Annotated in this window: 24 protein-coding genes; 11 read left to right on the top strand and 13 right to left on the bottom strand. The window is 70.5% G+C overall.

Annotated elements, in window-relative coordinates; translation table 11 throughout:
* On the bottom strand, positions 1–603 hold the full coding sequence (locus ACWIGI_RS01495) for an Rv1733c family protein (RefSeq protein ID WP_454200363.1): 603 nt from the start codon (positions 601–603) through the stop codon (positions 1–3).
* A 400-nt stretch (positions 604–1,003) separates the two neighbouring features.
* On the opposite strand from ACWIGI_RS01495, the gene ACWIGI_RS01490 reads away from it, so the two are divergent.
* The 5 genes from ACWIGI_RS01490 to ACWIGI_RS01470 all read left to right on the top strand — a co-directional run bounded on the left by ACWIGI_RS01490 (position 1,004) and on the right by ACWIGI_RS01470 (position 7,042).
* A complete protein-coding gene (locus ACWIGI_RS01490) occupies positions 1,004–1,924 on the top strand; it encodes a universal stress protein (protein WP_454200362.1) in 921 nt (306 codons plus the stop codon).
* Positions 1,921–2,916 carry an Acg family FMN-binding oxidoreductase gene (locus ACWIGI_RS01485; RefSeq protein ID WP_454200361.1) on the top strand — a complete coding sequence of 332 codons (996 nt, stop codon included), beginning with the start codon at positions 1,921–1,923 and terminating at the stop codon, positions 2,914–2,916. Before ACWIGI_RS01490 ends, ACWIGI_RS01485 begins: the two co-directional genes overlap by 4 nt.
* A gap of 355 nt (positions 2,917–3,271) precedes the next feature.
* Positions 3,272–4,090, top strand: coding sequence for a sulfurtransferase (locus tag ACWIGI_RS01480; protein ID WP_454200360.1), 819 nt, complete (start codon positions 3,272–3,274; stop codon positions 4,088–4,090).
* A 44-nt stretch (positions 4,091–4,134) separates the two neighbouring features.
* On the top strand, positions 4,135–5,442 hold the full coding sequence (locus ACWIGI_RS01475) for an NtaA/DmoA family FMN-dependent monooxygenase (RefSeq protein WP_454200359.1): 1,308 nt from the start codon (positions 4,135–4,137) through the stop codon (positions 5,440–5,442).
* A gap of 139 nt (positions 5,443–5,581) precedes the next feature.
* Entirely contained in the window at positions 5,582–7,042 is a 1,461-nt protein-coding gene (locus tag ACWIGI_RS01470; RefSeq protein ID WP_454200358.1) for a serine/threonine-protein kinase, read from the top strand.
* A gap of 22 nt (positions 7,043–7,064) precedes the next feature.
* Here the strand turns inward: ACWIGI_RS01470 and ACWIGI_RS01465 are convergent, their stop codons facing one another.
* Positions 7,065–7,823, bottom strand: a complete 759-nt coding sequence (locus ACWIGI_RS01465; protein ID WP_454200357.1) for a M15 family metallopeptidase — start codon at positions 7,821–7,823, stop codon at positions 7,065–7,067.
* A gap of 356 nt (positions 7,824–8,179) precedes the next feature.
* Between ACWIGI_RS01465 and ACWIGI_RS01460 the strand changes: the two genes are divergently transcribed.
* On the top strand, positions 8,180–8,890 hold the full coding sequence (locus ACWIGI_RS01460; RefSeq protein WP_454200356.1) for a TerD family protein: 711 nt from the start codon (positions 8,180–8,182) through the stop codon (positions 8,888–8,890).
* A gap of 9 nt (positions 8,891–8,899) precedes the next feature.
* On the opposite strand, the gene ACWIGI_RS01455 is transcribed toward ACWIGI_RS01460, so the two are convergent.
* The 7 genes from ACWIGI_RS01455 to ACWIGI_RS01425 form a co-directional block, all read right to left on the bottom strand.
* Positions 8,900–10,003, bottom strand: a complete 1,104-nt coding sequence (locus tag ACWIGI_RS01455) for a YihY/virulence factor BrkB family protein (RefSeq protein WP_454200355.1) — start codon at positions 10,001–10,003, stop codon at positions 8,900–8,902.
* Positions 10,004–10,677: 674 nt separating this feature from the next.
* Positions 10,678–11,727: an ABC transporter ATP-binding protein gene (locus ACWIGI_RS01450; RefSeq protein ID WP_454200354.1), complete on the bottom strand. Its 1,050-nt coding sequence runs from the start codon at positions 11,725–11,727 to the stop codon at positions 10,678–10,680.
* A complete protein-coding gene (gene modB / locus ACWIGI_RS01445) occupies positions 11,724–12,458 on the bottom strand; it encodes a molybdate ABC transporter permease subunit (protein ID WP_454200592.1) in 735 nt (244 codons plus the stop codon). The genes ACWIGI_RS01450 and modB overlap by 4 nt, the downstream gene beginning before the upstream one ends.
* 130 nt (positions 12,459–12,588) lie before the next feature.
* Entirely contained in the window at positions 12,589–13,368 is a 780-nt protein-coding gene (gene modA / locus ACWIGI_RS01440) for a molybdate ABC transporter substrate-binding protein (protein WP_454200353.1), read from the bottom strand.
* 5 nt (positions 13,369–13,373) lie between these two features.
* The gene (locus ACWIGI_RS01435; RefSeq protein WP_454200352.1) at positions 13,374–13,775 is read right to left on the bottom strand and encodes a TOBE domain-containing protein; all 402 of its coding nucleotides are present in this window, start codon (positions 13,773–13,775) and stop codon (positions 13,374–13,376) included.
* A gap of 42 nt (positions 13,776–13,817) precedes the next feature.
* Positions 13,818–15,023, bottom strand: a complete 1,206-nt coding sequence (locus ACWIGI_RS01430; RefSeq protein WP_454200351.1) for a molybdopterin-binding protein — start codon at positions 15,021–15,023, stop codon at positions 13,818–13,820.
* Positions 15,024–15,138: 115 nt separating this feature from the next.
* Positions 15,139–15,690: a cytochrome C5 gene (locus ACWIGI_RS01425; RefSeq protein ID WP_454200350.1), complete on the bottom strand. Its 552-nt coding sequence runs from the start codon at positions 15,688–15,690 to the stop codon at positions 15,139–15,141.
* Positions 15,691–15,990: 300 nt separating this feature from the next.
* Here ACWIGI_RS01425 and ACWIGI_RS01420 point away from each other — a divergent pair, with 300 nt between their 5' ends.
* Positions 15,991–16,395, top strand: coding sequence for a pyridoxamine 5'-phosphate oxidase family protein (locus ACWIGI_RS01420; RefSeq protein ID WP_454200349.1), 405 nt, complete (start codon positions 15,991–15,993; stop codon positions 16,393–16,395).
* Positions 16,396–16,510: 115 nt separating this feature from the next.
* On the opposite strand, the gene ACWIGI_RS01415 is transcribed toward ACWIGI_RS01420, so the two are convergent.
* From ACWIGI_RS01415 to ACWIGI_RS01405, 3 genes are all read right to left on the bottom strand, one after another.
* On the bottom strand, positions 16,511–17,431 hold the full coding sequence (locus ACWIGI_RS01415; protein ID WP_454200348.1) for a TauD/TfdA dioxygenase family protein: 921 nt from the start codon (positions 17,429–17,431) through the stop codon (positions 16,511–16,513).
* Complete coding sequence (locus tag ACWIGI_RS01410; protein ID WP_454200347.1) at positions 17,428–18,084, bottom strand: TetR/AcrR family transcriptional regulator; 657 nt, start codon at positions 18,082–18,084, stop codon at positions 17,428–17,430. Before ACWIGI_RS01410 ends, ACWIGI_RS01415 begins: the two co-directional genes overlap by 4 nt.
* Before the next feature lie 83 nt (positions 18,085–18,167).
* The gene (locus tag ACWIGI_RS01405; protein ID WP_454200591.1) at positions 18,168–19,364 is read right to left on the bottom strand and encodes a nitric oxide synthase oxygenase; all 1,197 of its coding nucleotides are present in this window, start codon (positions 19,362–19,364) and stop codon (positions 18,168–18,170) included.
* 470 nt (positions 19,365–19,834) lie between these two features.
* Between ACWIGI_RS01405 and ACWIGI_RS01400 the strand changes: the two genes are divergently transcribed.
* Positions 19,835–20,323, top strand: coding sequence for a hypothetical protein (locus ACWIGI_RS01400; RefSeq protein ID WP_454200346.1), 489 nt, complete (start codon positions 19,835–19,837; stop codon positions 20,321–20,323).
* Between the two features lie 10 nt (positions 20,324–20,333).
* On the opposite strand, the gene ACWIGI_RS01395 is transcribed toward ACWIGI_RS01400, so the two are convergent.
* Complete coding sequence (locus ACWIGI_RS01395; protein WP_454200345.1) at positions 20,334–21,530, bottom strand: LLM class flavin-dependent oxidoreductase; 1,197 nt, start codon at positions 21,528–21,530, stop codon at positions 20,334–20,336.
* Positions 21,531–21,983: 453 nt separating this feature from the next.
* Between ACWIGI_RS01395 and ACWIGI_RS01390 the strand changes: the two genes are divergently transcribed.
* The 3 genes from ACWIGI_RS01390 to ACWIGI_RS01380 all read left to right on the top strand — a co-directional run bounded on the left by ACWIGI_RS01390 (position 21,984) and on the right by ACWIGI_RS01380 (position 25,014).
* A complete protein-coding gene (locus ACWIGI_RS01390; RefSeq protein WP_454200344.1) occupies positions 21,984–22,763 on the top strand; it encodes a M50 family metallopeptidase in 780 nt (259 codons plus the stop codon).
* A 139-nt stretch (positions 22,764–22,902) separates the two neighbouring features.
* Positions 22,903–23,709, top strand: a complete 807-nt coding sequence (locus ACWIGI_RS01385; RefSeq protein WP_454200343.1) for an SAM-dependent methyltransferase — start codon at positions 22,903–22,905, stop codon at positions 23,707–23,709.
* 33 nt (positions 23,710–23,742) lie between these two features.
* Positions 23,743–25,014 carry a diguanylate cyclase domain-containing protein gene (locus ACWIGI_RS01380; protein WP_454200342.1) on the top strand — a complete coding sequence of 424 codons (1,272 nt, stop codon included), beginning with the start codon at positions 23,743–23,745 and terminating at the stop codon, positions 25,012–25,014.
* The last annotated feature ends 2 nt before the right edge of the window (positions 25,015–25,016 follow it).

The following is a 25,016-nucleotide window of genomic DNA, read 5'->3' as shown; positions in this document are numbered from 1 at the left end:
TCAGAGCGTGTCCTTGCCGATCGGCCGGTTCAGCTCCCGCCATTCGCGCTCCCAGCGCGCGTTGCGCCGTGACTCCAGCACCGTGCTCGCGATCCACACCGAAGCAGCTGCCGCGCACCAGGTCTCGACCAGCAGCGCGAGGCCGGTGCCGATCCCCTCGGCCGCCGCCGCACCCGCGCGGGTGGGCGCGGTGGCGGGTTTGCCGTCGCGATCGATCCACAGCGGCACCTGCTCGCCGACCTGAGCGAGGGTGTCGACCTCGACCTTCGCGGTCTGCTCGGTGCCCGCGAAGGTCCAGCGCACCCGTGCCTCGTAGCGATCGTGGTACGCCCCGTAGCGATCCGAGGTCCCGAGCCGCACCGCCTGTTCGGTCACCTGCGCTTCGACCCGGGACTTGCCCGCGTCCTGGGCCGCGATCCGCGCCGCCGCTCCCGTGTAACCGGCGGTGCCCGCGGCGCCCGCCACGGGCACCGCGACCACCACCGCGATCGCCGCGAAGAATCGCAGCACGATCTCGAATCGATCCGAACCTCGCATGAGCGGACTGGGATTCCAGGGCAGCATCCGCCACCACCGAATCGACCAGGACGGCGTCTCCGACACCCGGCCCACCTCCTCCCGGTGCCACACCACCGACTACCCGATAGCAATACCCACTTCGATACCCCGCAAAAAGTGGTTTGTGCAGGGAAAACGCAACGACACGCTTATGTGACACGCCGAAGCGACCGAAACGTGCCGATTCCGTTCCCGCTCCGCGCACTTCGCCGCCCCCCGGACTCGAATCCGCAGCGCGGGTATCGGATTCGGGTCCCGGGCGCCCGCGCCGGATCGGCCGCCCGGTTCCTCCGGTACGAAGTCCCCCGCCGAACGCCCCCCGCACGGGCCGCCCTCGGACTAGCCGTTGACCACACCCGAACGGATGCTGAAAGTTAGCCGGGTAAGGTCGGGGTTACCCGCACGTTCGACCCGGATCAGCCGTTCATCGACGAGGGAGGCTCGGATGGATCTCGCCGCCGACAATCCGCATCAGCTGGCATCGGCCCCCGTCGTGGTCGGGGTCGACGGGTCGCCCGCCGCCGCGGACGCGGTGCGCTGGGCCACCGACATCGCGGCGCGGCGGGGGCGTGAGCTGCTCGTCGTGACCGGAACCAACCTGGACGTGACCCGGGCGCTGCTGGGCTCGTACTCGCAGCTGCAACCCGACGTCACCGAGTCCATCCACCAGTACGGCGACGAGAAGGTCTCCGCCGCAGCCGAACTCGTGCGAGAGCTGGAGCCGGGCGCGGTCGTGCGCACCGAGGTGAGCAGCGCGCACCCGGCCTCGCTGCTGATCGAACTCTCCGCGAGCGCGCATCTGGTCGTGATCGGCGGCCCGGTCGATCGCACCGGCGCGGGCCGGCTGGGGTCGATCCTGCTGGCGGTCGTGAGCAAGAGCGACGGCGCGGTGGTCGTCGTGCGCGGCGCCGAGCGCCGCTGGAGCGACGGGCCGGTGGTCGTGGGTGTGGACGGCAGCGCCACCAGCGACGTGGCCACGGCCGTGGCCTTCGAGGAGGCGTCCCTGCGCGGCGTTCCCCTGGTGGCGGTCCACGCCTGGCAGGAGCCCTTCTACGAGAGCTACGCCCGGCTCCTGCAACCGCCGGCGGATCCCGAGGATGTGCTGCGCGCCGAGGAAGAGGTCCTGGGCGAGCGCCTGGCCGGGTGGCAGGAGCGATTCCCGGATGTGAACGTGCGGCGACAGGTGGTGCGGGGCGATGCCCGGGAACTGCTCGCCGAGATGTCCGAAACCGCGCAGTTGCTGGTCGTGGGCAGCCGCGGTCGCGGCGCGATCGTCGGCGGGCTGCTCGGCTCCACCAGCAACACCCTCGTGCAGCGCTCGCACTGCCCGGTCATGGTGGTGCACGAAGCACGGAACCGCGGGTGACCACCGCACCGGCCGAGGGCCAGACCGTACCCGATCGGCACACGGTCGAGGCGGCCCTGACACTGGCGTCCCGCGCGCCGTCGGTGCACAACTCGCAACCGTGGCGCTGGGAGTGGCAGGGCGGGGTGCTGCACCTGTTCAGCGATCGCACCCGCCAACTCCCCCTGGCGGATCCGCGCGGCCGGCAGATGATCATCAGCTGCGGGGCGATGCTCCAGCACGCCCGCACCGCCTTCCTCACGCTGGGCTGGGGCACCGAGATCACCCTGCTGCCCGAGCGCGACCGGCCGGATCACCTGGCGGCGTTGCGCTTTCGCGCGGGCCCGGAACTGCCCGACGCGGTGCGGATCCGGGCCGAGGCCATCACCGCGCGGTACTCCGAGCGCCGCCCCATGCACGCGCCGCGCGAGTGGGCCGAGGTCCCGGACGAACTCGCGCACCTGGCGGTGCGGTTCGAGATCCTGCTGGACGTCCTGGACGAGCGGGCACGTGCCGAATTGACCCGGGTGTCCGGGCAAACGGCCGCGCTGCAGCGGTATGACATGCCGTACCAGGCCGAATTGCGCTGGTGGGCAGGCCATTCCGGCCAGTCGACCGGGATTCCGGAGCGCGCGCTCAACCCGCACGCCGCCGCCGCGCTGGTCCCGATCGCCCGCGACTTCCCCCAGCCGGAGGGCGCCGCCACACCGCAGGACCGCACCCCCGACGCCGCCGCCCTACTCGTGCTGAGCTCCCCCGCCGACACCCCCGACGACTGGATCCGCACCGGCGGCGCGCTGTCCATCGTGCTGCTCGAGTGCGCGGCCGCCGGGATCGCCACCTGCACACTGACCCACATCACCGAGTTGGCCCAGGCCCGCAACCTCATCGCCGGTCTGCTCCCCGATCACACCGTGCCGCAGTTGATCATTCGTGCGGGCACGGCCCCGGACGACGGCCCGCGCACGGCGACCCCGCGCCTGCCGGTCTCGGATTTCCTCGTCGTGCGCTAGCGCCGGGACGGACACCGGTACCCATCTCGCCGCGGCGTCGCCATACGCGCGCTCCCGCCCCTGTGCCGTCGGTTCCACTCGGTTCGGGGAGAACACGCGGCCCACGGGATTCCGGATCCGGCCGGCTGTTTCATCGGCGAGTTCACCTACATGATTGTTGTAGCCCGGCTTGAAAGTCGCCGGTAGTCGCCCCTTTTAAATTTCGACGACCGTAAATGGTGATCGGCATCGGCCGCGAAACTACCTTTGCAGTCGCGGCACACGGTGGGCGCTTTCGCGACGCGACCCCGGTATCGCCGCTCCACAATCGTCCGTGTCGGGGGCCGAGCGCGCTCGGCCCCGGAGGGGAGTTCGCATGTCCAGCACCGGCGACGTGATCATCACCGCCGCGGCCCTGCGCGATCAGCTCGGGTCCGATCGTCCCGTGGTCCTGCTCGAGGTGCGGCGCGAGCCCGCCGACGACATCGCGGGCCGCATTCCTGGCGCGCGGCCGGTGGCTCTGAGCACCGATCTGGTCGCACCGCCGTCCGAGGGTTCGGGCGCTTTCCCGCTGCCGGACCCGACGCGGTTCCAGGATGCGTTGCGCCGCTGGGGAATCGACGCCGGCACCCTCGTGGTGGTCTACAGTCCCGAGGCCCCGGCACTGGCCGCGCGCGCCTGGTGGACCCTGCGCTGGGCCGGTGTCCCCGAGGTGCGCTACCTCGACGGCGGCCTCCTGGCCTGGACCGCGCTCGGCGGCGAACTGAGCGATGAGTTGCCGGAGGTGACACCCGGTTCGTTCACCGTGGTCCCCGGCTCGCTGCCGGTGCTCGACGCCGACCGGGCCGCCCGCCTGGCGCGATCGGGCGTACTGCTCGACGCCCGCGATCTCGCGGGCTACGCCGGAGATCCTGCGGGCGGCCATATTCCGGGCGCGGTGCATCTGCCGGGTGCGGACAACATCGACGCGAACGGCCTGCTGCGCGGCGCCGACGAGTTGATCGCGGCCTACACCCGGGTGGGGCTGGGCCGGACCGAGGGGTGGGGCGCGTACTGCGGCGGCGGCACCGGGGCCTCCCTCGACGTGCTGGCGCTGGCGACCATCGGCGTCACCGCCGCTCTGTATCCCGGTTCGTTCTCGGAGTGGATCACCGACCCCGCCCGCCCGGTGGTGGCGGGCACCCAGCCGGGCTGATCTGTACCACCCCACCGCAATACACCCGCGGAGGTCGATGCCCCATGTCCGAACGCACGCTGCATCTCAACGTCAATGTCACCGGGGCCGGTATCCACCCGGCGGCCTGGCGCACACCCGGGACCGATCCCCGGGCGTTCTTCGATCCCGCGCACTACGCGAGGATCGCCCGCATCGCCGAGGACGGGCTGTTCGACACCGTCTTCATGGCGGACAATTCCTACCTGCACCCGGAGGGATATCCCAACTCCGGGCTCGATCCGATCGTGACCCTGGCCGCCATGGCCGCCGCGACGTCGTGCATCGGCCTGATCGGCTCGTATTCGACCACGTTCCACCAGCCGTACGCCATCGCGCGGGCCTTCGCGTCCCTGGATCACCTCTCCGGCGGGCGGGTGGGCTGGAACGTGGTCACCAGCCGCAACCGGCCCGAAGGACACAACTACGGCTTCGCCGAACTGCCCGATCGCGCCGCGCGATACGAGCGTGCCGTCGAGACGGTGGAGGTCGTCACCGCGCTGTGGGACAGCTGGGCGCCGGGTGCGCTGGTGCTGGACACCGCGGCCGGGATCGCCGTCGATCGCGATCTGATCAAGCCGATCGACCATGCCGGACGGCATCATTCGGTGGCCGGGCCGCTGCAGCTGCCACCGTCCCCGCAGGGCCGCCCGCTACTGACCCAGGCCGGCGGCTCCGCGGGCGGTCAGGATCTGGCCGCCCGCTTCGCCGACGCGGTGTTCGTTTCCGCGCTGTTCATCGAGCCGGCTCGGGAGTACGCCACGCGGCTGCGGGCGGCCGCCGCGAAATACGGTCGCGCGCCCGGCAGTATCGCGGTCATGCCCGGCATCAATCCCGTGGTCGGCTCGACCGAGGCCGAGGCGCGGCGCCGGATCGCCGCGCACGACGAGATCACCGGGTGGACGGGCGATCCGATCGAACGGTTCGCTCGCTGGGCGAGCGTCGACCCGCGGGCCCTGGACCCGGACCGGCCCTTCCCGCTGGAGCTGCTGACAGCGACCGGAGACACCTACAGCTCGGTGGGTTTCGACACGTCGATCCGGCTCTACCTGGAACGCAATCGGCATCGAACCGTGCGCGAACTGGCCGCCGAGCCGAGGCAGGGCCACCGCACTGTCGTGGGCGGCCCGGAGCAGATCGCCGACGATCTCGAACACTGGTTCCGCACCGGGGCGGCCGACGGCTTCGTCATCCAATTCGACACACTACCGGGCGGTTTGGAGCTGTTCGTCGAGCATGTGATCCCATTGCTGCAGCGCAAGGGCATCTTTCGCCGCGAGTACGCGGAGCAGACCCTGCGCGAGCGCTTCGGAGTGCCGCACCCGCGCGCCTGACCCCCACGGGCCCGACCGGACCGGACAGCGCGCCGCTGAGCTCGAACTTCGGCGGCCGGTCCGGGCCGGGGCGTGAGTTTGTGCCGGGACCACTCGGCGTTATGTTTGTAGACGCCGAAGTGTTGGAACCGTAGTACAGGTGGGCGGATCGTTGGCGAGTCTCACACCGGGATCGGTGCTGGCGGGCTACACGATCGTGCGCGCGCTCGGCACCGGCGGCATGGGAACGGTGTACCTCGCCCGGCATCCGCGGCTGCCGAAACATGTCGCGCTCAAGGTGCTCGCGCCGGCGCTGGGGATGGACCCCTCCTTCCGGGTGCGGTTCGAGCGCGAAGCGCACCTGGCCGCCCAGCTCGACCACCCGAACGTCGTGTCGGTGCACGACTGCGGGAACGCGGACGGGCTCATGTGGCTGGCGATGCAGTTCGTCGACGGCTCCAACGCCGCGATGCTGTTGAGCGAGCGGGGAAACGGGCTCGAGCCCGCGCAGGCGCTGGACATCCTCACCCAGGCCGCGCGCGGACTCGACGCGGCGCATCGGCACGGCATTCTGCATCGCGACATCAAACCCGCGAACCTGATGGTGACCCCCGGGTGGGACGGCTCGCCCGATTCCGAGCGGGTCCTGGTGAGCGACTTCGGAATCGCGCGCACCCTGGACAGCGCGACGGTCCTCACCCAGACGGGGAGCTTCCTGGGGACGCTGGCCTACGCGGCCCCGGAGTTGATCGAGGGCGTGGAGGTCGATCATCGGGCGGACATCTATTCGCTGGGCTGCACCCTGCACGCCATGCTCACCGGTTCGGTGGCGTTCCCCCGGTCCAATCCGATGGCGATCATGCACGCCCACATGGCCGCCGCGCCCCCGCGCCCGAGTGAGACGCACCCGCACCTGCCGCCCGCGATCGACGCGGTGATCGCGACCGCCATGGCGAAGGATCCCGCGGATCGCTACCCGAGCTGCCGGGCACTGGCCGAGGCGGCGGCGTCCGCGCTGGCCACCGCGCATCTGGCCGTCACCGTCACCTCCCCGACGCCGTCGCCCGCGCCCACGACACCGACCCGGCCGGGGCCGCCCACGCCGCCGGAACCCGCGATGCCGGCCGCCGCCGGGCGCGCCCGCCGCGGGCTCGTGCTCAGCGCCGCCGTCTCGGCGGTGGTCGCGGTGGTCGTCGCGGCGGCCGTGCTCGCGATCCGTTCGGACGACACCGGCGGGTCACCGGGGCCGCAGTCGGCGATCTCCTCGACCGTCCCCGGCGCCTCCGGACCGGCCGCACCCGGCGCATCCCTCAGCGGCCGCTGGACCGGCACCGTCTCGGGAGATCAGTCCGGATTCGACGTGATAGCGGACATCTCGGACGGGCCGCCGCTGCGCGCGCTGGTGAACTATCCGCAGCTCAACTGCCGGGGCGTGTGGACCGAGACCGGGTACGCCGACGGCACGACACGGAAGCTGACCGAGTCGATCGATCAGGGCACCTGCGTGCAGTCCTCGATCACCCTCACCCCGAAGGACGATGGGACACTGGACTTCACGTCCACGTACTTCGCGGCGTCGAAGAATCGCAACCTCACCATCTACGCGACCCTGCGCCGCTGAGGGGGCGCGGCGCGCGGCCAACTCAACCCACCGGCACGTCGAGAATCGGGCGTTCGACGTAGGCGCCCGGCCCGTCGAAGTGCCACCACTCCCCCGGATACACGGCCAGCCCGCCCGCGAGCATCGCCGCGCGCAGCAGGGCGCGATCGGCCTGCGCCGCGGGGTCGACACCGGCGGTCGCGAACGCCTGTGCGGCGGGCGAGAACTCGTCGAAATCGGTGCCCATGTCCGCCAGACACCGGTCGCCCGAACGCCGTTCGGGCGGGCACGACCCGCCGTTCCGCGCGAACGTCACATCGACCGAGCGCCCCGCCTCGTGGCTGCGCGCGAAATCGCCCGGACGCGCCACCCAGCCCGGATCCGGCACCGCCTCGAACATGCGCACCTGCGTCTCGTGCGGCCGATAGCAGTCCCAGAAGACCAGCACCGCGTCCGCGTCGCGCAACCGCGCCGCGGCGGTCACCAGGCCCGGCCCCATCGACTCGTGCACCAGGCAGCGGGCGGAGGGTGGGTACAGCGCGACGCCGACGAAGTTGTCCGGCGTCGCGTACCGCAGGTCGAGGACGGCGTCGGGCACCACCGTCCGGACGTCGACGAACCCGGCCGCGCGGGCCTGCTCGGACACCGGCGGCACCGCCGGAACCGCTGTGGCGGTCGCGGATTCGCCCGTCGTGCGTTCGGCGGATGCTTCCGGCGCGTGCTGTCCGGGCGCCTCCGGGGCACAGCCGACGCCCAGGCCGAGCACCGTGAGTACCAGCAGCCACCGCCGCAGACCAGCCATGGCTGCAGGCTATCAATCGCCCGGAGGGCCGAGCCGCCCACTGCGGCCCCGCGCGTTCGCCCGCACCGCCGTCACCGGACACGCCGGTCGCGCACTTCGCCGTGGCCGGCGAACCCGCACGGTATACTGACGGCACGCGGATGATTGTGCGAGACGAACCCCGTTGCGGCGCAACCACAATGCGTCACGGGTGGAATTCCGGTCGGAGCCCAGCCGCAGAGCACCCTACGCCGAAGGTATCGGTGAAATCTGCTGCGAGCAGGGCGAAATCGCGCCCGCGAGGCGGCCTGCGCTCAGGCCGGGATGGCTGTCTGCGACGGGATCCGTTTCCGCACATGGCAGAACAGGAGTTGCCCATGCGGGAAACGGTCCAGCGAGATGTCGTGCGGGTTGTGTGGAACGAGTCGGCCAACCGGCCCCGGACCGGACATCGGGTCCGGATCGGTCGATCCAGTACGCGGCGCCAATCGATTTCGCGGATCGCGCACCCCGCGGGCCAGATCCCGGGCACCGTGCCGCTGCCGGGGCTCGAACCGCCGGGCTCCGCGCACAATCCCACCGTCCGCCATGTCCGGATGGGTCTGGGGTGGGGCCGGTCCGGCCCGAACGGCGGAACGCGTTCCGATGCGGCCGATCTCGACGCCGCGGCGCTGGTCTTCGCCGGTCGCACGCTGCTCGATGCGGTCTACTTCGATCGGCTCATCTCCGGCGACAACGCGATTCGCCATCACGGGAGCGCCCTGCGGAGCACGGGCGCCGGCGAGTGCGAGGTCATCACGGCCGATCTCTCGCGCGTGCATCCGGCAGCGACCGCGATCGTCTTCGCGGTCACCTCCTATCACCGGCACACCTTCGACACGGTTCCCAACGCCTACTGCCGCATCATGGACGGGATCAGCCGCGCCGAACTCAGCTTCCTCGATCTGACCACCACCCCGGCGACCGGCATGCTGGTGGCGGCGGTGCTGCGCACATCCGCGGGGTGGCGACTGCGCCCGATCGGGCATCCGGTCACCGCGACGCATCCGCTCGAGACGCTTCCGGCGCTGACGAAGCACCTGAGCTGACGGGAAGGCTCACCCGGCGCCACTGAGGTGCGAATCCCGGTCGCGCACCGGCGCGTCCGGCTCGGCGTCCGCCACCACCGGGCGCGGCTCGAGCCCCCGCTCCGCCGCGCTCGGTTCGACCCGCACCGGGCTCGAATCCGCCGTCGCGGCACTCGGTTCGAGCTCGGCCACATCCGGCGCGTCCCGGGGCGGCAGCACGGGGTCGTCCTCGGGTGAGCCGCCCTGTTCCCGCCGGCGGGCGCGCGCCAGGTCGGCGTCGAATTGCGCACCGAGTAGAACCGCGAGATTGGTGATCCACAACCAGATCAGAAATACCACCGCGCCGGCCAGCGAACCGTAGACCTTGTTATAGGTACCGAAATTCGCGGCATAGAAAGCGAATCCGGCCGACGCCACGATCCAGAGGAATACCGCGAGCACGCTTCCCGGTGTGAGCCAGCGGAATCCGAGCTGGCGCGCATTGGGCGCGATCCAATACAGCGTCGCCAGCGCGAAACTCACCAGCAGCGCGAGCACCGGCCATTTGGCGATATTCCAGATGGTGATACCCGCCGTGCCGAATCCCAGCCACCGGCCGAGTTTGTCGGCGATCGACCCGCTCGCGACGACCCCGAGTCCGCACAGGGCGACGAGCACCATCATGATCGCGGTGAGGCCCAGTTGCAGCGGCACCGTCTTCCAGATCGGGCGGCCCTCCTCGGTGCCGTAGATGGCGTTCACCGCGCGGATGAAGGCGCCGATGTAGCCCGAGGCGGTCCACATGGCGGTGACCAGGCCCGCGATGGCCAGCGGCCCGGCCAGGGAGCTCGAACCGTCGAGTTCGCGCAGCGCGTCCACCAGCAGCGCCGTACCGCTGCCCGGGCCGATCTCGCGGACGGTCTCGATCAGCGATCCGGTCGCGTTCGGGCCCAGCATGCTGAGCAGCGCGGAGAGCACGAGAATGCCGGGGAAGATCGACAGCACACTGTAATAGGTAAGTGTCGCAGCCGAATCGGTGAGTTTGTCCTTCAGCAGTTGCGCGGCGGTACGCCGCAGCACCCACAACCACGATTCGCCGCGCATATCCGTGGGCGCGGCCGGATGATCTTCGGCGACCGCTACCGAGTCCTGCATACCGAACCTCCCGCTCGAGGCTCGAATACCCGGCCCGCACCGGCACAAACGGGCGACCCCGGTCACGCGCGCGGATACATACAGCATCGGCATCCGAACCGCGAGTCCGACATTCAACTTCACCAAAATAATCCATCCTGTGCGGGCGTGTTAAAACCAGCCGACTCACACCCGGTTGTATCGTCGAAACATGACAGCAAAGAAACCAATCGGCCTACTGTTTGGCGCGCTGGTATCGGTTGCCGTTCTCATCCTCCCGCCCGCCAACGCCCTCGCCTCCGGTGACGTCCCACCCCCCGCCGGACCCGGAAAGGGAGCCATCGGCCCGGAACGTCCGGTCCCGGCCCCGGAGAAGATTTTGCCCGCCGCGCCCCCGGGCGGCGGCTGGTGCCCCGCCTTCCTCTCCGGACCGTCCCTCTGAATCGCCCCTAACACACATAATCCGGCGTCAGGGCCGACTCGAACCCGGCCCTGACCCAACCCTTGTTTGCGCTGTAATTGCGTGAAGTATTGTGCGGCACTACGGATCCGGATGTGGCGTGGCAGCGCCCGCCCGGAGACGAAGCCCGCGTCCGGGCCGTGTGTGCATCCGGCCGGACCATCGCGCCCGCAAGGGCGTATCTCGCACGTGCGCCCGCTCCCCCGGCGTGACCGCGATCGGTGACGTTCTCCCCTCACGCGGGATAGGTGTGTATCTCGGTGGCCTTGACCGCGGCCCAGAGCGGACGGCCCGGATGCAGGTCGAGTTCGGCCACGGCGGCCGGTGTGATGTCGGCCAGCACCGGCGGTGTCCCGCCGAGCCGCACCCGGGTGATGTTGGCGTGCTGTTCCAGGCCCGCGACGGTGACGGGCCAGCAGTTGCGCGGGCTCCCGGTCGGTCGGGTGGGGTACAGGCCGACCGCGGCGGGCGCGAAGGCCACGAAGACGGGACCGGACCCGGGATCGGCCGCGGTGAAGCGGGCGCCGGTGGGCAGGGTGACGGTGTTTCCCTCGGCCTCGCCCCGGAACAGGTTGAGGCCCACCAGGTTCGCCACGTAGTCGGTGCGGGGACGGCGCGCGACCTCGGTGGGCGGACCCTGCTGGACCACGCGGCCGTGCTCGAGGATGACGAGCCGGTCGGCCAGCACCATGGCGTCCAGCGGATCGTGGGTGACCACGACGGTGTGACCGCCGTACTCCCGCAGGTGCCGGGACAGGTCCGAGCGGACCTGCAGCCGGGTGCCCGCGTCCAGGGCGGCCAGCGGCTCGTCGAGCAGCAGCAGCCGGGGATCGGTGGCCAGGGCGCGGGCCAGGGCCACGCGCTGCGCCTGACCGCCGGACAGCGCCCGGGGCCGGGCGGCGGCCTGCGCACCCAGGCCGACCCGCTCCAGCCAGTCCGCGGCCGTGCGGCGCGCCTCGACGCGGCGCACGCCCCGTGCGCGCAGCCCGAACGCGACGTTCTCCAGGGCCGAAAGATGCTGGAACAGCAGATAATCCTGGAAGACGACGCCGACGCGGCGGCGATCGGCGGGCACGAAGACCCCCGGCGGGGCGTCCCAGACCTCGTCGTCGACGGTGATCTCGCCCGCCGACAGCGGGAGCAGTCCGGCCAGCGCGCGCAACGCCGTGGTCTTGCCCGCGCCGTTGGGGCCGAGGAGCGCGACCACCTCGCCGGGTTCGGCGGTCAGATCGAGGTCGAGGTCGAAGTTCTCGCGCTCGACCCGCATTCGAGCGTGCAGGGTCATACCGGTCCTCGAATCCAGCGCTCGCGCAACGAGACCAGTACGCCCACCGAGACGAACAGCAGCACCAGGCTCAGCACGATCGCCGCGTCCGGATCGGTCTCCAGGGCGAGGTAGACCGCCAGCGGCATGGTCGTGGTGGTGCCGGGGAAGTTTCCGGCGAAGGTGATGGTGGCGCCGAACTCACCGAGCGCGCGGGCCCAGCACAACACCCCGCCCGCGATCACGCCGGGCAGCACCGACGGCAGGGTGACCCGGCGGAAGGTGTACCAGGGCGAGGCGCCCAGGGTCGCGGCCGCCTCCTCGACGCGTGAATCCGCCGCCCGCAGCGCGCCTTCCACCGAGATGATCAGGAAGGGCATGGCCACGAAGGCCTCGGCGACGATCACCCCGGGCGTGGTGAAGGGCAGCGCCACCCCGAACCAGTCGTACAGGTACTGCCCGATCAGGCCCCGCCGCCCGAACACCAGCAGCAGCGCGACACCGCCCACCACCGGCGGCAGCACGAGGGGCACCGTGACCAGCGCGCGGATGAGCCCGCTGCCCGGTACCCGGGCGCGGGCGAGCAGCCACGCCAGCGGGATGCCGAGTACGAGGCAGATCACCGTCGCCGCGCTGGCGCAGATCAGCGAGAGCCGCAGGGCCTGGCCGACTTCCGAGCTGAACAACCGTTCGGGCAGCGTCGCCCACGGCGCGCGCACCAGCAGACCGAGCAGCGGCACGGCCAGGAACATCAGCGCCAGCAGGGCGGGCAGCACCAGGACGACAGGTCGTCGTCCCGCGGCCGCCCGCCTGCGAGTGGCGGAACGGGTCACCGCGAACCCGTCGCGATGTCACACGCTCGCGTCCCGGTCTGCGCACGAATCACGGCGTATCGAATCCCGCGTCCGCGAAGACCTTCTTGGCCTGGTCGGACTTGACGAAGTCGACGAACGCGGCGGCCGCGGCGGCATTGGGGGCCTTGGCCAGCGCGGCGATCGGGTAGGTGTTGACCGCCTTGGCCGACTCGGGGAAGTCGATGCCCTCGACCTTGTTCCCGGCGGCCTGCACATCCGTGCGGTACACCAGCGCCGCGTCGACCTCGTCGAGGGTGACCTTGGTGAGCACCGCCTTCACGTCCTGCTCGCGGGTATCGGGCTGCGGGGTGATGCCGGCGATCTCGAAGACCTTCTTGGCGGCGGCGCCGCACGGCACCTGCTCGGCGCACAGCGCGATGCGCGGTTCGGCCTTCCCGAAGTCGGCCAGACCGGTGATCTTGCCCGGATTGCCGTCCGGCACCGCGATTTCCAGGCGGTTGCTCACGAACGTGGCGGGCTGCCCGGTGACCTCACCGGCGTCGACGACCTGCTGCATGTTCGCGGGCGCGGCGGAGGCGAAGACATCGGCGGGCGCGCCCTGCTTGATCTGCTCGGCGAGCGCGGAGCTGGCGGCGAAGCTGTAGACGACCTTCGTGCCCGGATGCGCGGCCTCGAACTGCTTGCCCAGCTCGGTGAACGTGCCGGTCAGCGACGCGGCCGCGAACACCGTGACGGTGCCGGACACCTGATCCGAGCTCTGCTCGGAGCTGTCCGAGCCACATCCGGCGACGGCCGCGGTGACCGCGAGCACGGCGGCGACGGCGCCGAGTGTGCGAAATGCCTTCATCCTCATCAACTTTCTGGTATTTCGACCACGACATGGGTCGATTTGATCGAGGCCACGGCGATGCTGCCGACCTCGAGACCGAGTTCATCGACCGATTCCCGGCTCACCAGCGAGACCAGCCGGAAGGGTCCGGCCTGCATCTCCACCTGCGCCATGACGGTGTCCTTGACGATGCGGGTCACGATGCCGCGCATGCGATTTCGCGCCGACGCCGCGACGGTCGCGCCCAGCGCGGTCGCCTCGGCGTTCGTGGCGCGCAGCACCTCGGCCAGGTCCGCGCCGCGCACGCCCTTGCGGCCGTTCTCCAGCTTCACCTCGGGCAGCCGGCCCTGGTCGATCCAGCGCCGCACGGTGTCATCGCTGACCCCGAGCAGTGCCGCAGCCTCACTGATCCGCAAATTCGTCACAGGAGGAATGATATTGCCGCGTGTGCGGCTCGCAAATCCAACTCATCGCGGAATCGGCACGATTTCCACGAGCGCGCCGCGTCCGGTCCCGGCCGGGAGCAGGGCCAGGGCCTGGGCGCCGAGCAGATCGGCCAGGTGCGGGGTGCGCACCGCGCCGTGCGTGCGCCACACGCCGCCGTCGACCTGTCGCGCGGGCACGACGCGGGTCGGGCCGTCCGCGGGGGCGGCCGCGTCCGCTATCCGGCCCCACAGCGGCGGATCCGGGCGCCGTCCGGTGAGCACGTTCGCCAGCACCCTCCCGGTCACCAGCAGGGTGGTCACCGCGGCGAGCGGGTTGCCGGGCAGGGCCAGCAGGGTGCGGCCGTCGGGTAGGCGGGCCACGATCTGGGATCCGCCGGGCCGCACGCGCACCCCGTCGATCAGGATTCGCGCGCCGAGGTCGGCGAGCACCGCGCGCAACCGGTCCGCCGCGCCGCGCCCGGTGCCGCCGACCGAGACGACCAGTTCGGCATCGGTGTCGAGCGCGAACCAGGCGCGTAGGAGTTCCCGGTCGTCCGGCACCGGCCAGACCCGCCGGCACTCGATGTCGCAGCCGCGCAGATAGTGCGGCAGCACCGCGCCCAGCGCGTCGCGCACCTGCCCGGGCGCCAGCGCGCCGGCGGCGCGGATTTCGTCGCCGGTGATGAGCACGTCGGCGCGCAGCGGACCCCGGACCGCCGCGATCGGCGCCTCGGCGCTCAGTGCGACCGATATCAGCGCGGCGTCGACCCGGGCGCCCGCGGGCGCGAGTTCGGCTCCGGCGGACCAGTATTCGCCCCGGGTGCGGAGGTCGTTGCGGCGCGGGGCGTCCGGCAGCGCGAGCAGCGACCAGCGGCGCCCGGTGCGTTCGATGTGCACGTGCTCGCGGCGCAGCACCGCGGTTGTCCCGCCGGGCACCGGCGCGCCGTTCGAGATCCGGATGGCCTCACCCTCGGCGAGCGTGGCAGCCGCGGGCGGCCCGGCCACCTGGTTGCCCAGCAGCAGAGACCAGCGGGGCCCGCCGCCGCCGACGGCGAAGCCGTCCATCGCGGCGGTGTCGGCCGCGGGCGACTGGGCCCCGGTGACGAACGGTTCGGCCAGGGTCGCGCCGAGCGCGTCGACCACCGGCGCCGAGCGCGCGGGAATCGGTTCGAGCACATCGCGCAGGCGGGAATCGAGGTCCCGGACCGCCACCCCGCCGTCCAGCACTTCCAGGGATCGACTCCGCACCCCCGCACCCGCCCTTCCGCAGCGGCCGTTTCCACGACGAAACCGGCTCCGGGGTCAGATCCTCATCTGCGGAGATTTCGAGTCATTTTCTACGCAGTTGCATGTTCATTGCTGGTTACTCACCCGGGCGAGCGGCCGGCTGTGCGGCGGATTCCCCGGCCGCGCTCAGCTGGTCGAGCAGATCGTCGAGGCTGTCGAATTCGATGGCGTCGTCATCGTCCCGGGGATCGACCACGAGGTCCTGCAGCGCGAACTCCGCATCGAGCTGCACTCGAATCCAGCTGTCGGGGAACTGTTTCGGGGCCGCGAAGGACAGCAGGAAGGCATCGTGGAAGACGACGGTGGAGCGCAGCGTCAGATCCGCGCGCAGGTCGGTCTCCTCCTCGACGGGCTGATCGCCGACGGCCTCCTCGATCTCGAGCGCGATCTCGTCGCACAGGCGCGCCCACTGACCCGCCGGCAGGCCGACCAGCCGTTCGATACCGGACAGCAGCGCCTCGGCGTCCAGGTCGTCGCGATCATCGAGTTCGGGATCGACGTTGACGGTGACCACCAGCCCCAGGGCGGGCACCCGCGCGGTGCCGAAGATGATCCCGGCGCCCGATTCCGGCGCGGTCAGCAGTCCACGGCGCGAGATCTCCTCGCCCAGCCGATCGATCGGGTCCATCGAGTCTCGCCTCTCCCGTGGTGACAGTGGCCCCACCGTACCGAGACCGGCCCGGAACGTGCACCTGGCGACCGCGCACCCAGGCTCCGGGATCCTCGCGTCGACCGGGTCGGGCGGCGATGACATCGGCGCGGTCGCCGAGATCCCGGCACGCGGGTGCGATCGGACCCTGCGGCCGCGACATCGAGCGCAGGGCGGCGATGATCCAGCAAACCGCAAACACGGTTACATTCGACCGATACACCCTCATACGCGGACAAATGGGCGCACGATCCCCGCGAACTCGCCTACCCTGGTGACATGGACGCGCCCGAGCTGCCCACCGAACTGGTCGAGCTGATCGGCCGGTTCGACCTCGCCTTCCTGGTGAGCATCGGCGAGACCGGACCGCACACCACGCCGCTGGAACCGGCGCTGACCGGGGGCCGGTTCCGAATCCTCGCGCCGGGTCCGGCGACCTGCCGCAATATCGCCGCCAATCCGGCCGTGACGCTGCTGTGGCCGCCGCCGCGCCCGGACACCCACGCGCTCATCGTCGACGGGCACGCGGTGCTGGAAGACGGTGCGCTCGAGGTGTTCCCGAGTCGCGCCGTCCTGCACCACGTCTACAGTCCGGGCGCCGCGGAGCAGCGCTGTTCGGGCTGCCGCCGCTTCAACCTCGCACCGCCACATCGACTGAGCGAGGCAGCGCACCGGATCGGCTGAACCGCAGCAGCTTTCGGTAATGCTCCGGATCCGCTCGCGAAGTCCGGACACGCTCGATCGAGCCGCGCGCGACGCGATCGGAATCACGCACGACCCGGCAGATCCCCCGTATCCCTCAGATCGGGCGATCGCCGAGGATGGCGGCGCGTTCCATGACGCGGCGGTTCGGGAAGTAGTCGTTCACCGCGTAGTGCTGGGTGGCGCGGTTGTCCCAGAAGGCGATCGAGCCCGCGGCCCAATGGAATCGGACCTGGTACTCGGGAATCCGGGCCTGCTGGAACAGCTGCCGCAGCAGATCTTCGCCGTCGGCGGGGTCGAGGCCGACGATGTGGGTGGTGAAGACCGCGTTCACGAACAGGGTCTTGCGCCCGGTCCGAGGGTGCGTGCGAACCACCGGATGGGCGACCGGCGGGAACTCGGCCTGCCGGCGCGCGAGGTCCTCCGGCGACAGGAACTGCCCGAACGGCAGGGTGAAGTCGTGGATCGCCTCGAGACCGTCGATCCGCGCCTGCAGCTCGGCGGGCAGATTGTCGTACGCGGCGGCCATATCCGCGAACAGCGTGTCGCCCCCGGCCTGCGGCACCTCGAGCGCGCGCAGCACCGAACCGAGCGCGGGTCGCTCACGCCAGGTGACATCGGTGTGCCAGGCATTCTCGACGCCCGGGTTCTCCGCGTCCTTGGCGAATCGCACGATCTCGGGCACCTCGCCCTGCGGCAGGAAGGGGTGCACCTCGAGTTCGCCCCACAGCCGCGCGAAGTCGCGATGCTGGGTACCGGTGAGGTGCTGGTCGCGGAAGAACAGGACCTTCCATTCCAGCAGCGCGCGATCGAGTTCGGCGAACAACTCCGGGCCGATGGGCTCGCGCAGATCGATACCGGAGATCTCGGCGCCGATCAGCGCGGTCTGCGGCACGAGGGTGAACAGTTCGTAGGGCGCGCTCTCCGCGCCGCCGGGCAGGCGATGCAGGGTGCGCGGTCCGGCGGCCAGCGAACGGCCGGTCAGCATGTCGCCCAGGGTGGCGTAGGCAGCGGTCATGACGATCCTTGTTTCGTTGGGACACTGGGGCCTGGCGGCGCCCACGGGGCGGTGAGAATGGCGGTGGCGGCGTCGGCGAGCACCTCGAGACCGAGCCCGGCCAGATGATCCGGCGGATCCGGTTCCTGCAACCGGCGTTCGCGATCGGCGAGCGCGGTGACCACGAGCATGGCGACCAGGCGCATGCGCTCGCCGAAGACCGCGGCGGGCACCGCGTCCAACCGGCGCGCCAGCCCGTCGACCACGAGCCGGACGCTCTCGGCCTCGGGGCCGCGCAGGGTGTTGCCGACCGCCTCGAACGGTGGGCGCCACAGGGTTTCGGCGATGAATCGCAGATACCAGCTCGGCTCACCGTCGAGTTCGGGTGCGTGCAGGGTCGCCGCCAGCGGGTCGATCAGCGCGCGCACCAGTTCGGCGACCGAGCCCGTGTCACCGAGCTCGGCCAGCCGGGCCAGCCGCTGCGCGTTCACCGTGGTCATCCGCCACACGTAGACGGCCTCGACCAGCGCCTGTTTGCTGCCGTAGTGGTAGGCCACCGCCGAGGTGTTGCGCTGTCCGGCCGCGACGGCGATCTGCCGCAGCGACACCGACTCGATGCCGAACTCGGCGAACAACCGCTCCGCCGCGGCCAGGATCTGTTCCTTCGCCGCCATGTACGCAATTTAACGCACGTGCGTTAAACACGATCGGGATTAACTCGAGCCGATCCTTATTCGACGCGGGACCCCCTTCGCCCCTACTCCTCCCGGTCCGAGCCCGAGCGCCGGAAGGCGCGACCGACGGTGCGCCACAACGAGCCTCGCCGCGTGGGTTCCGGATCCGCGACCGCGCGCCGCGGCTCCGGCGGCTGCGCGTCGCGCCGGACGAACGCCGGCCGGATGTGCGGATCCGGTGCGTCGTAATACCGGTGGAAGGTGGGCGTGAGGCTGGCCGAGAGCGGCGGATTGATCCAGCTCCAGTCCGTCGGGCAGCTGCGCCCCGCCGCCTCCTCCCGATTGACGTGATCGAGGAACTGCCGCGCCACGGTGTGATGATCGACCAGATGCACGCGAGATCGCTTGTAGCTGTGCAGAATCGCGCGACTGAGCTCGATCAGCGCCCGGTCCCGCCACAGCGTGCGATCGCTGCTCAGGTCCAGGCCCATCCGGTCGGCGATGGTGGGCAGCATGTCGTAGCGGTCGGTGTCGCCGAGGTTGCGCCCGATCTCGGAGGAGACGTACCAGCCGTTGAACGGCGCGCAGGTGTAGCTGAGCCCGCCGATCTCCAGATCCATGTTCGAGACCGCCGGTACCGCATGCCATTTCAGGTCGAGATCGCCGAACCAGGCGAAATCCGGATGCCGCAGCGGCACCTCCAGCACCAGATCCGGCGGGACGTCGAAGCACCGCGTCGTGCCGTCGGGTTCCTGGATCAGCAGGGGCAGCACGTCGAAGCGCCCGCCCGCGCCGTGCCAGCCGTGCTCGCGGGCGAGGTCGGTCAGCTCCACATTGGCCGGATCGCCGAGAATATCTCCGCCCGTTCGGTATCCGGCATATCGAATGAGCTGGGAATTCACGATTCGGAACCCGCGCCCCTGCGCGTCCGCGGGTGGCGCGACGGTAATGATCGAACGCACCGCTCCCCTATTGGTGGCCAGGCGCAGATGCTCCCAGCAGGCCTCGGCGATCTCGGCGGCGGTGGTGGCCGTGCGCGCGTCGCGCAATTCCAGCGCCCGCCAGTGTTTGCGGCCGACGCATCGATCATGATTGCGCCACGCCAATTTCGTCCCCACGCTCAATTCTTCGAGCGTGTGGCGATAGGTGCCCGTTTTGCGCAGTCGCCGGACCACGGTGGCGCCGCGGCCGGGTGGCAGATGCGCCAATTCGGGCAGCGCGAAGTACTCCTCGCATTCGGCCACGCGGTCCGGAATCGAGACCGAGCGGTGTGCCAGCATCGGGTGCGCCGACGAGTTGCGGTGCGGACAAACGAGATCGGCCGCGGCGACGAGCTCGGGCTGCGCAGCCACGGTGTTGATCGACATTGAACCGGTGCCTCCATGGGTTGTGCCGGTGATCACCGGGTTCGCCCGGCAATCCGCTTCACATCCCCCCTCCCGCGAACCAATATCGCACGATCACGCCTGAGATTTGCCCGGAATGACCAAGAAGAACCGGAGTTACGGTCGGCAAATCACCAGCGACACAGCCGATGTGTCGTCGGCGATACAGAAAAGATCAACTGCATCCTCGAGACCCCGGTGTCGCACAGACACGGGAAAGCCCAGCGTGTCCTGTTCAACACTCCGCGTATGTGACTCGAGTTCTGCGTGGCGAAACTCGGCGCGCCGCGCCCGGAATGGGGCGCTCGGTGTGATCGGATGTGCCGCGACCTGTTCGTGCGTTGTCACCGTGGGGAGCGTTGAAGATGAATATCGCTGATGTTGTCGCCGAGCGTGTACACGAGACGCGAGCGGTGTTGGCGAATTTGAGCGGCTACTACGAAGCGCTGGTCGATCTGGAAGCCGACGTCGAACCGAACGCGGAATTGCGCTACGAATGTGCACGATTCCTCTCGGTCGCCCGGAAGCTCGACGACGCTCGCACGTACCGGAGACTGGCCGCGCAGGCCGATCCGGTCGGACCGGTCATGAGTTTGGTGCGCGAACTGCTGTCCGAGTGCGGTGCGAGCATCGATCCCCCGGCGATCGGGGCCGCGCTGGAGATCAACGGCTGGGAGCCGCCCGCCGGGCTGCCGGACCGGCTGGAACTGATCGAGGCGGCGTGCGCGCGCCTGGCCGAGCAGCCGAACAGCCCGGTACGCCGCACGCACACCGGCGAATACGTCTACAACCGCGTGGGCACGCCACTGCCCGAGCGCCCGGCGGAACGGGTGAAGGTGTCGGTGTCGGTCTAGCCGGTTCCGCTCAGTCGGCGGTGTTCGACTGCCGCCGAAGCCGATCGGCCAGCCACAGCAGTACCCCGTAGCCGAAGGCCGCGTCCGCGTTGGACACCAGCGCGGACGACGGGAAGATGATGGGGTGCCGCAGGCCCGCCTCGGCCAGCTCGCGTATCCGGGCCAGCACCTCGGCCGGGGTGCCCACGACGAGCCAGTCGCGCAGTACCTCGTCCGGCACCTCGGCGATGGCGTCCTGGATCTCGGTGCGGGTGAGCCGGTGCGGCATCAGGTCGATCAGGCCCCGATAGTCCTCTCCGAACGGGTGTTTCGCGCCGTACCGCGACCACACCGCGGGCGGCGCGAACAACCCGAGGTAGCGCACGGCGGGTGCGGCCAGCACGCGGCGCACCCCCGCCGGCGTGCGCGCGGTGACGACGCTGATCAACTGGGACGGCACGATCGCGTCGGGATCACGCCCCGCGGCCCGGGCGGCCGCCCGCACCACGTTCCAGCGCCGCTCGTATTCGTCCGGGGCCGCGGTCTCCCAGGGATACCAGCCGTCGGCGTAGCGACCGGTCAGCTCCAGCATGCGCGGACCGTGCGCGCCGATCCAGATCTGCGGCATGCGCCCCGGCGGCGCCGTCAAATCCATTGGCGCGCTGTCGAGCCGGTAGTACTTGCCCGCGAAGTCGATGGGCTCGGTCGCGCTCAGCGCGGTGCGCAGCAGCCCCAGCGCCTCCTCCAGCCGATCGACGGGCCGGTTCCAGGTGAATCCGTACGGATCGAGGTTCTCGTGCTCGCCGGAGCCGATACCCAGAATGGGCGGGGCCTTGGTCATGTGCGCGAGGGTCAGGAAGGTCTGGGCGAGCAGCACCGGATGCCTGCGGTGCGGGTCGGTGACGCCGACGCCCAACTGCACCCGCCCCGCGCTCGGGGCGAGATGCGCCAGCAGCGGCGCGAAATCGAACTGCTCGTCCGGGCTGGCCGCGCCCTTGGCCTGCGCGGTGAAGTCCGCGTCCCAGATCGCGCGGGGGAACACGCCGATCAGATGATCCGGCGCCAGAATCGAATCCAGCCGGCCGAGCCGGGCCATACGGGTGACGAAGCGGGCAGCGGCCAGGGGCGGATTGACCCCCACCATGGTGCCCACCGAGAACGACGTGGAGTTACGTGAGTCCGGCACGGTGGTCTCCTCCCGGCCGATCAACCCGGATCGGTCCAGCACCGATTATCCCGACGGGCCCCGGTCACGTCCGGTGAACGCGAGCATTGCCCGCGCCGAGCCCCTCGGGATACGCGGTGGCCGAAAACTCCGGCCGGTCAATCCATCCCGTGCCCCACGGGTGAATCGGGTCCGTCGGGATGCATCACTTCATCCCACCACGACGCCAGCGGACTCGGTTCGGGCCAGCAGACGTCTTCACGCCCACTCGCATTCTGGCCTTGATTGTTCGTCGGACGAGGAATCTTCGTTTTCCCGCTCACGCTGAGACAACTCCTGCGTTTATGCCCGCCGGACTCGCTGGGCGGGCGGTATGGGCAACTAAGCATTGCCCGATTTGTCGCGGTTGAAACAATTTTCGGCGCCACGGTGGATTCCGTGACCTGACCGATAGGCTATCACCGCACGTCCACCGTGTATCTGGCCGCGAGCGCCCGGAGTCGCTACTCTGCGGCGGTGAACACCGCAGAGTTCGTCGAGCGCGGCACCTCGATCATGGATCGGCTGACCACCACGCAGACCCCGCCGCCCTGGCAACTGGTGATCGGAACCGGCGTGCTCGCCCTGGTCCTGGTGGCGTTCCGCCCGAGCTGGCGGCTGCTGCGCAACGTGGTGACCCTCGCGCACGAGGCGGGGCACGCGTTCACCGCGCTGCTCACCGGGCGCCGGCTCGACAGTATCCGGTTGCATTCGGACACTTCCGGTCTCACCGTCTCGAGCGGGAAGCCGTACGGGTTCGGGATGATCCTGACCTCGGCCGCCGGCTATCCGGCCCCGGCGCTGGTCGGCCTGGCCTACGCCGGACTGCTCGGTGCCCATCGCATCACCCTCATGCTGTGGCTGACGATCGCGCTGCTGGTGGTGCTGCTGATCAAGGTGCGCAACGTGTTCGGCGTCCTCACCGTGCTGGTGATCGGCGGCATTCTGTTCGTGGTCTCCTGGTTCGGCACCGATCTGGCGCAGGCCGCGCTGGCCTACCTGGCCGCCTGGTTCCTGCTGCTGGCGGCCGTGCGGCCGGTGCTCGAGCTGCAGCGCAATCGCAAGCACGAGCCCAATTCCGACGCCGACCAATTGGCGCGCCTGACCCGTGTTCCCGGCATCATCTGGGTACTGCTGTTCGGCGCGATCGCGGTGTGTTCGCTGATCCTGGGCGCCCGGCTGCTGCTCGCCGACGCGCGCGGGGTGTGTGTGCCGCCGCTCACGCACAGCACCTGCGCGGCGTCAACCGCTCGGTGAGCATTCTCCCACCCGCGATCGGGAACCGTACGAGTGCAAGAATTCTCGAGAACGACGGCTAACATTCGCGGTGCACCGTCCGGGTGATCGCCGAACGCGGATCGCCGGGCGTTCGATCGTGATCGCAGGAGGGTTTGGGATGGACAGACCGGCGTGGGCCCCGGAGGGCGTGGACATGGCGCAGGCGAGCCCGGCTCGCATGTACGACGCGCTGCTCGGCGGCTCCCATAATTTCGAGATCGACCGCCGCGCAGCGGAAATGGGCAAGCAGCTGGTTCCGGATCTGCCCCGCGTCGCGCTCAGCAATCGCGCCTTCCTGCGCCGCGCCGTGCGCTATCTGATGGACCAGGGCGTGCGCCAGTTCCTCGACATCGGTTCCGGCATCCCGACCGCGGGCAACGTGCACGAGGTGGCCCAGCAGATCGATCCGTCCTGCCGCGTGCTGTACGCCGACATCGATCCGGTGGCGGTCGCGCACGCGCGGGCCATTCTCGACGGCAACGACCGGGCCATGGCGATCGAGGCCGACCTGCGCAAGCCCGCCGACGTGCTGGCCGCGGCGCGCGCGAGCGGACTCATCGACTTCGAGCAGCCGGTGGGCGTGCTGCTGATCGCGGTGCTGCACCTGCTCGGCGACGACGATCACCCGGCCGAGGTGGTAGCCGCCCTGCACGCCGCGGTTCCGGCGGGCAGCCACGTGGCCATCTCGCATCTGACCTCGGCCACCCGCCCGGAGGACGCGGCCAAGCTGGGCGCCGACGCGGCGGGACAGAAGGTCGGTATTCATTTCCGGTCCCGCGAGGCGATCACCGAATTGTTCGGCCCGTGGACTCCGGTGGAACCGGGTGTGGTGGAGTTGCCGGAGTGGCGGCCCGAATCCGAGCGTGACCTACACGAAACCCCGGGCCGCTCACTCGGTTTGGCGGGCGTCGGCCGCAAGGACTGAGCGCGGGTACGACTTCGGGCAAGGGGGTTTCCGGTGGGAGCACACGAGCTGGCGGTGCGCTGGGCGGGTGCGCTGGACGGCGCGGTCGCGCCGACGCTCACCCGGGCGCAGGTGGAAGACCTGCTCGACCCCTACGCCGCCGGCCTGATCGAGGCCGTGCGCGGCACCGGCGATCCGAAGGTCGCCCAGCGCGCGGCCGCGGCCCTGGTGGCCGCGAACTACCGCGATCCGCTCGCGGTGCAGCGCTCGGTGCTGGTGCTGTGCGGGGATCTGGTCGACCACGCGTGCGCGAATCCGCGCTGCCCCGACATCGATTCGGTGCGCGAACGCGCCATCGAGGCGGCGGCGGGCTTCGCCGCGGAGTTCAGCGCGGGCCTGCGCACCGCGGCGCTGGCCGAACAGGAGGCCACCATCACCGCGGCGTTCACCGCCGCCCGGGAGGCCGAGGCGCGCAGGCAGCTGTCCGAGGCGCGCTTCCAGGCCATCTTCGCGGGCGCCTCGGTGGGCATCGGCACCATCGACATCGACACCGGCCGCGTCCTGGACGTGAACAACGCCATGGCCGAAACCCTGGGCGTACCCGCGGAATCCATGCCCGGGCGCTCGGTCGCGGACATCCTGGGCCCGGCCAACATCGGCGCGGCCTTCGAGCGCTTCCAGCAGCTGCTGACCGGGGAGGTCGACAGTTTCCGCATGGAAACCGTGCACAACCGCGCGGACGGCGCGACGTGCGTGGTGGACCTGTCGATGTCGGTGGTGCGCGACAGCGCGGGCGCGCCGCGCTTTCTGGTCGGGGTCACCGTCGATGTCACCGAGCGCAAGCAGCTCGCCGACCAGCTCTGGTACGACGCGCACCACGATTCGCTGACCGGCCTGCCCAATCGGCTGCTGTTCTTCGACCGGCTGACCGCGGCCGACGGGCAGGTCGGGGTCTGCTATCTGGATCTGGACGGGTTCAAGGAGATCAACGACCGGCGCGGGCACACCGCCGGGGACCGGGTGCTGTGCGATGTCGCCGAACGGCTGCGCGCGGCGTTGCCCGGCAACGCGGTCGCCGCCCGGCTCGGCGGGGACGAGTTCATCGTGCTGGTCGAAGAGTGCACGGGCCGTGCCGAATTGGCGGACGTCTCCGCACGCATCCTGGCGGCGCTGCGGGATCCGTTCGACGTGGCGGGGCTGTCGGTGACGGTGGGCGCGAGCATCGGCACCGCCCTGGTGGACACCCACTCCACCGCCATCGACGAACTCATGCACGCCGTGGATACCGCCATGTACCGGGACAAGGCGACCCGGCAGGGGCGGTAGCA

Source organism: Nocardia sp. NPDC055321, from assembly GCF_053645575.1.
This window is presented reverse-complemented; position numbering and strand designations above follow the sequence as displayed.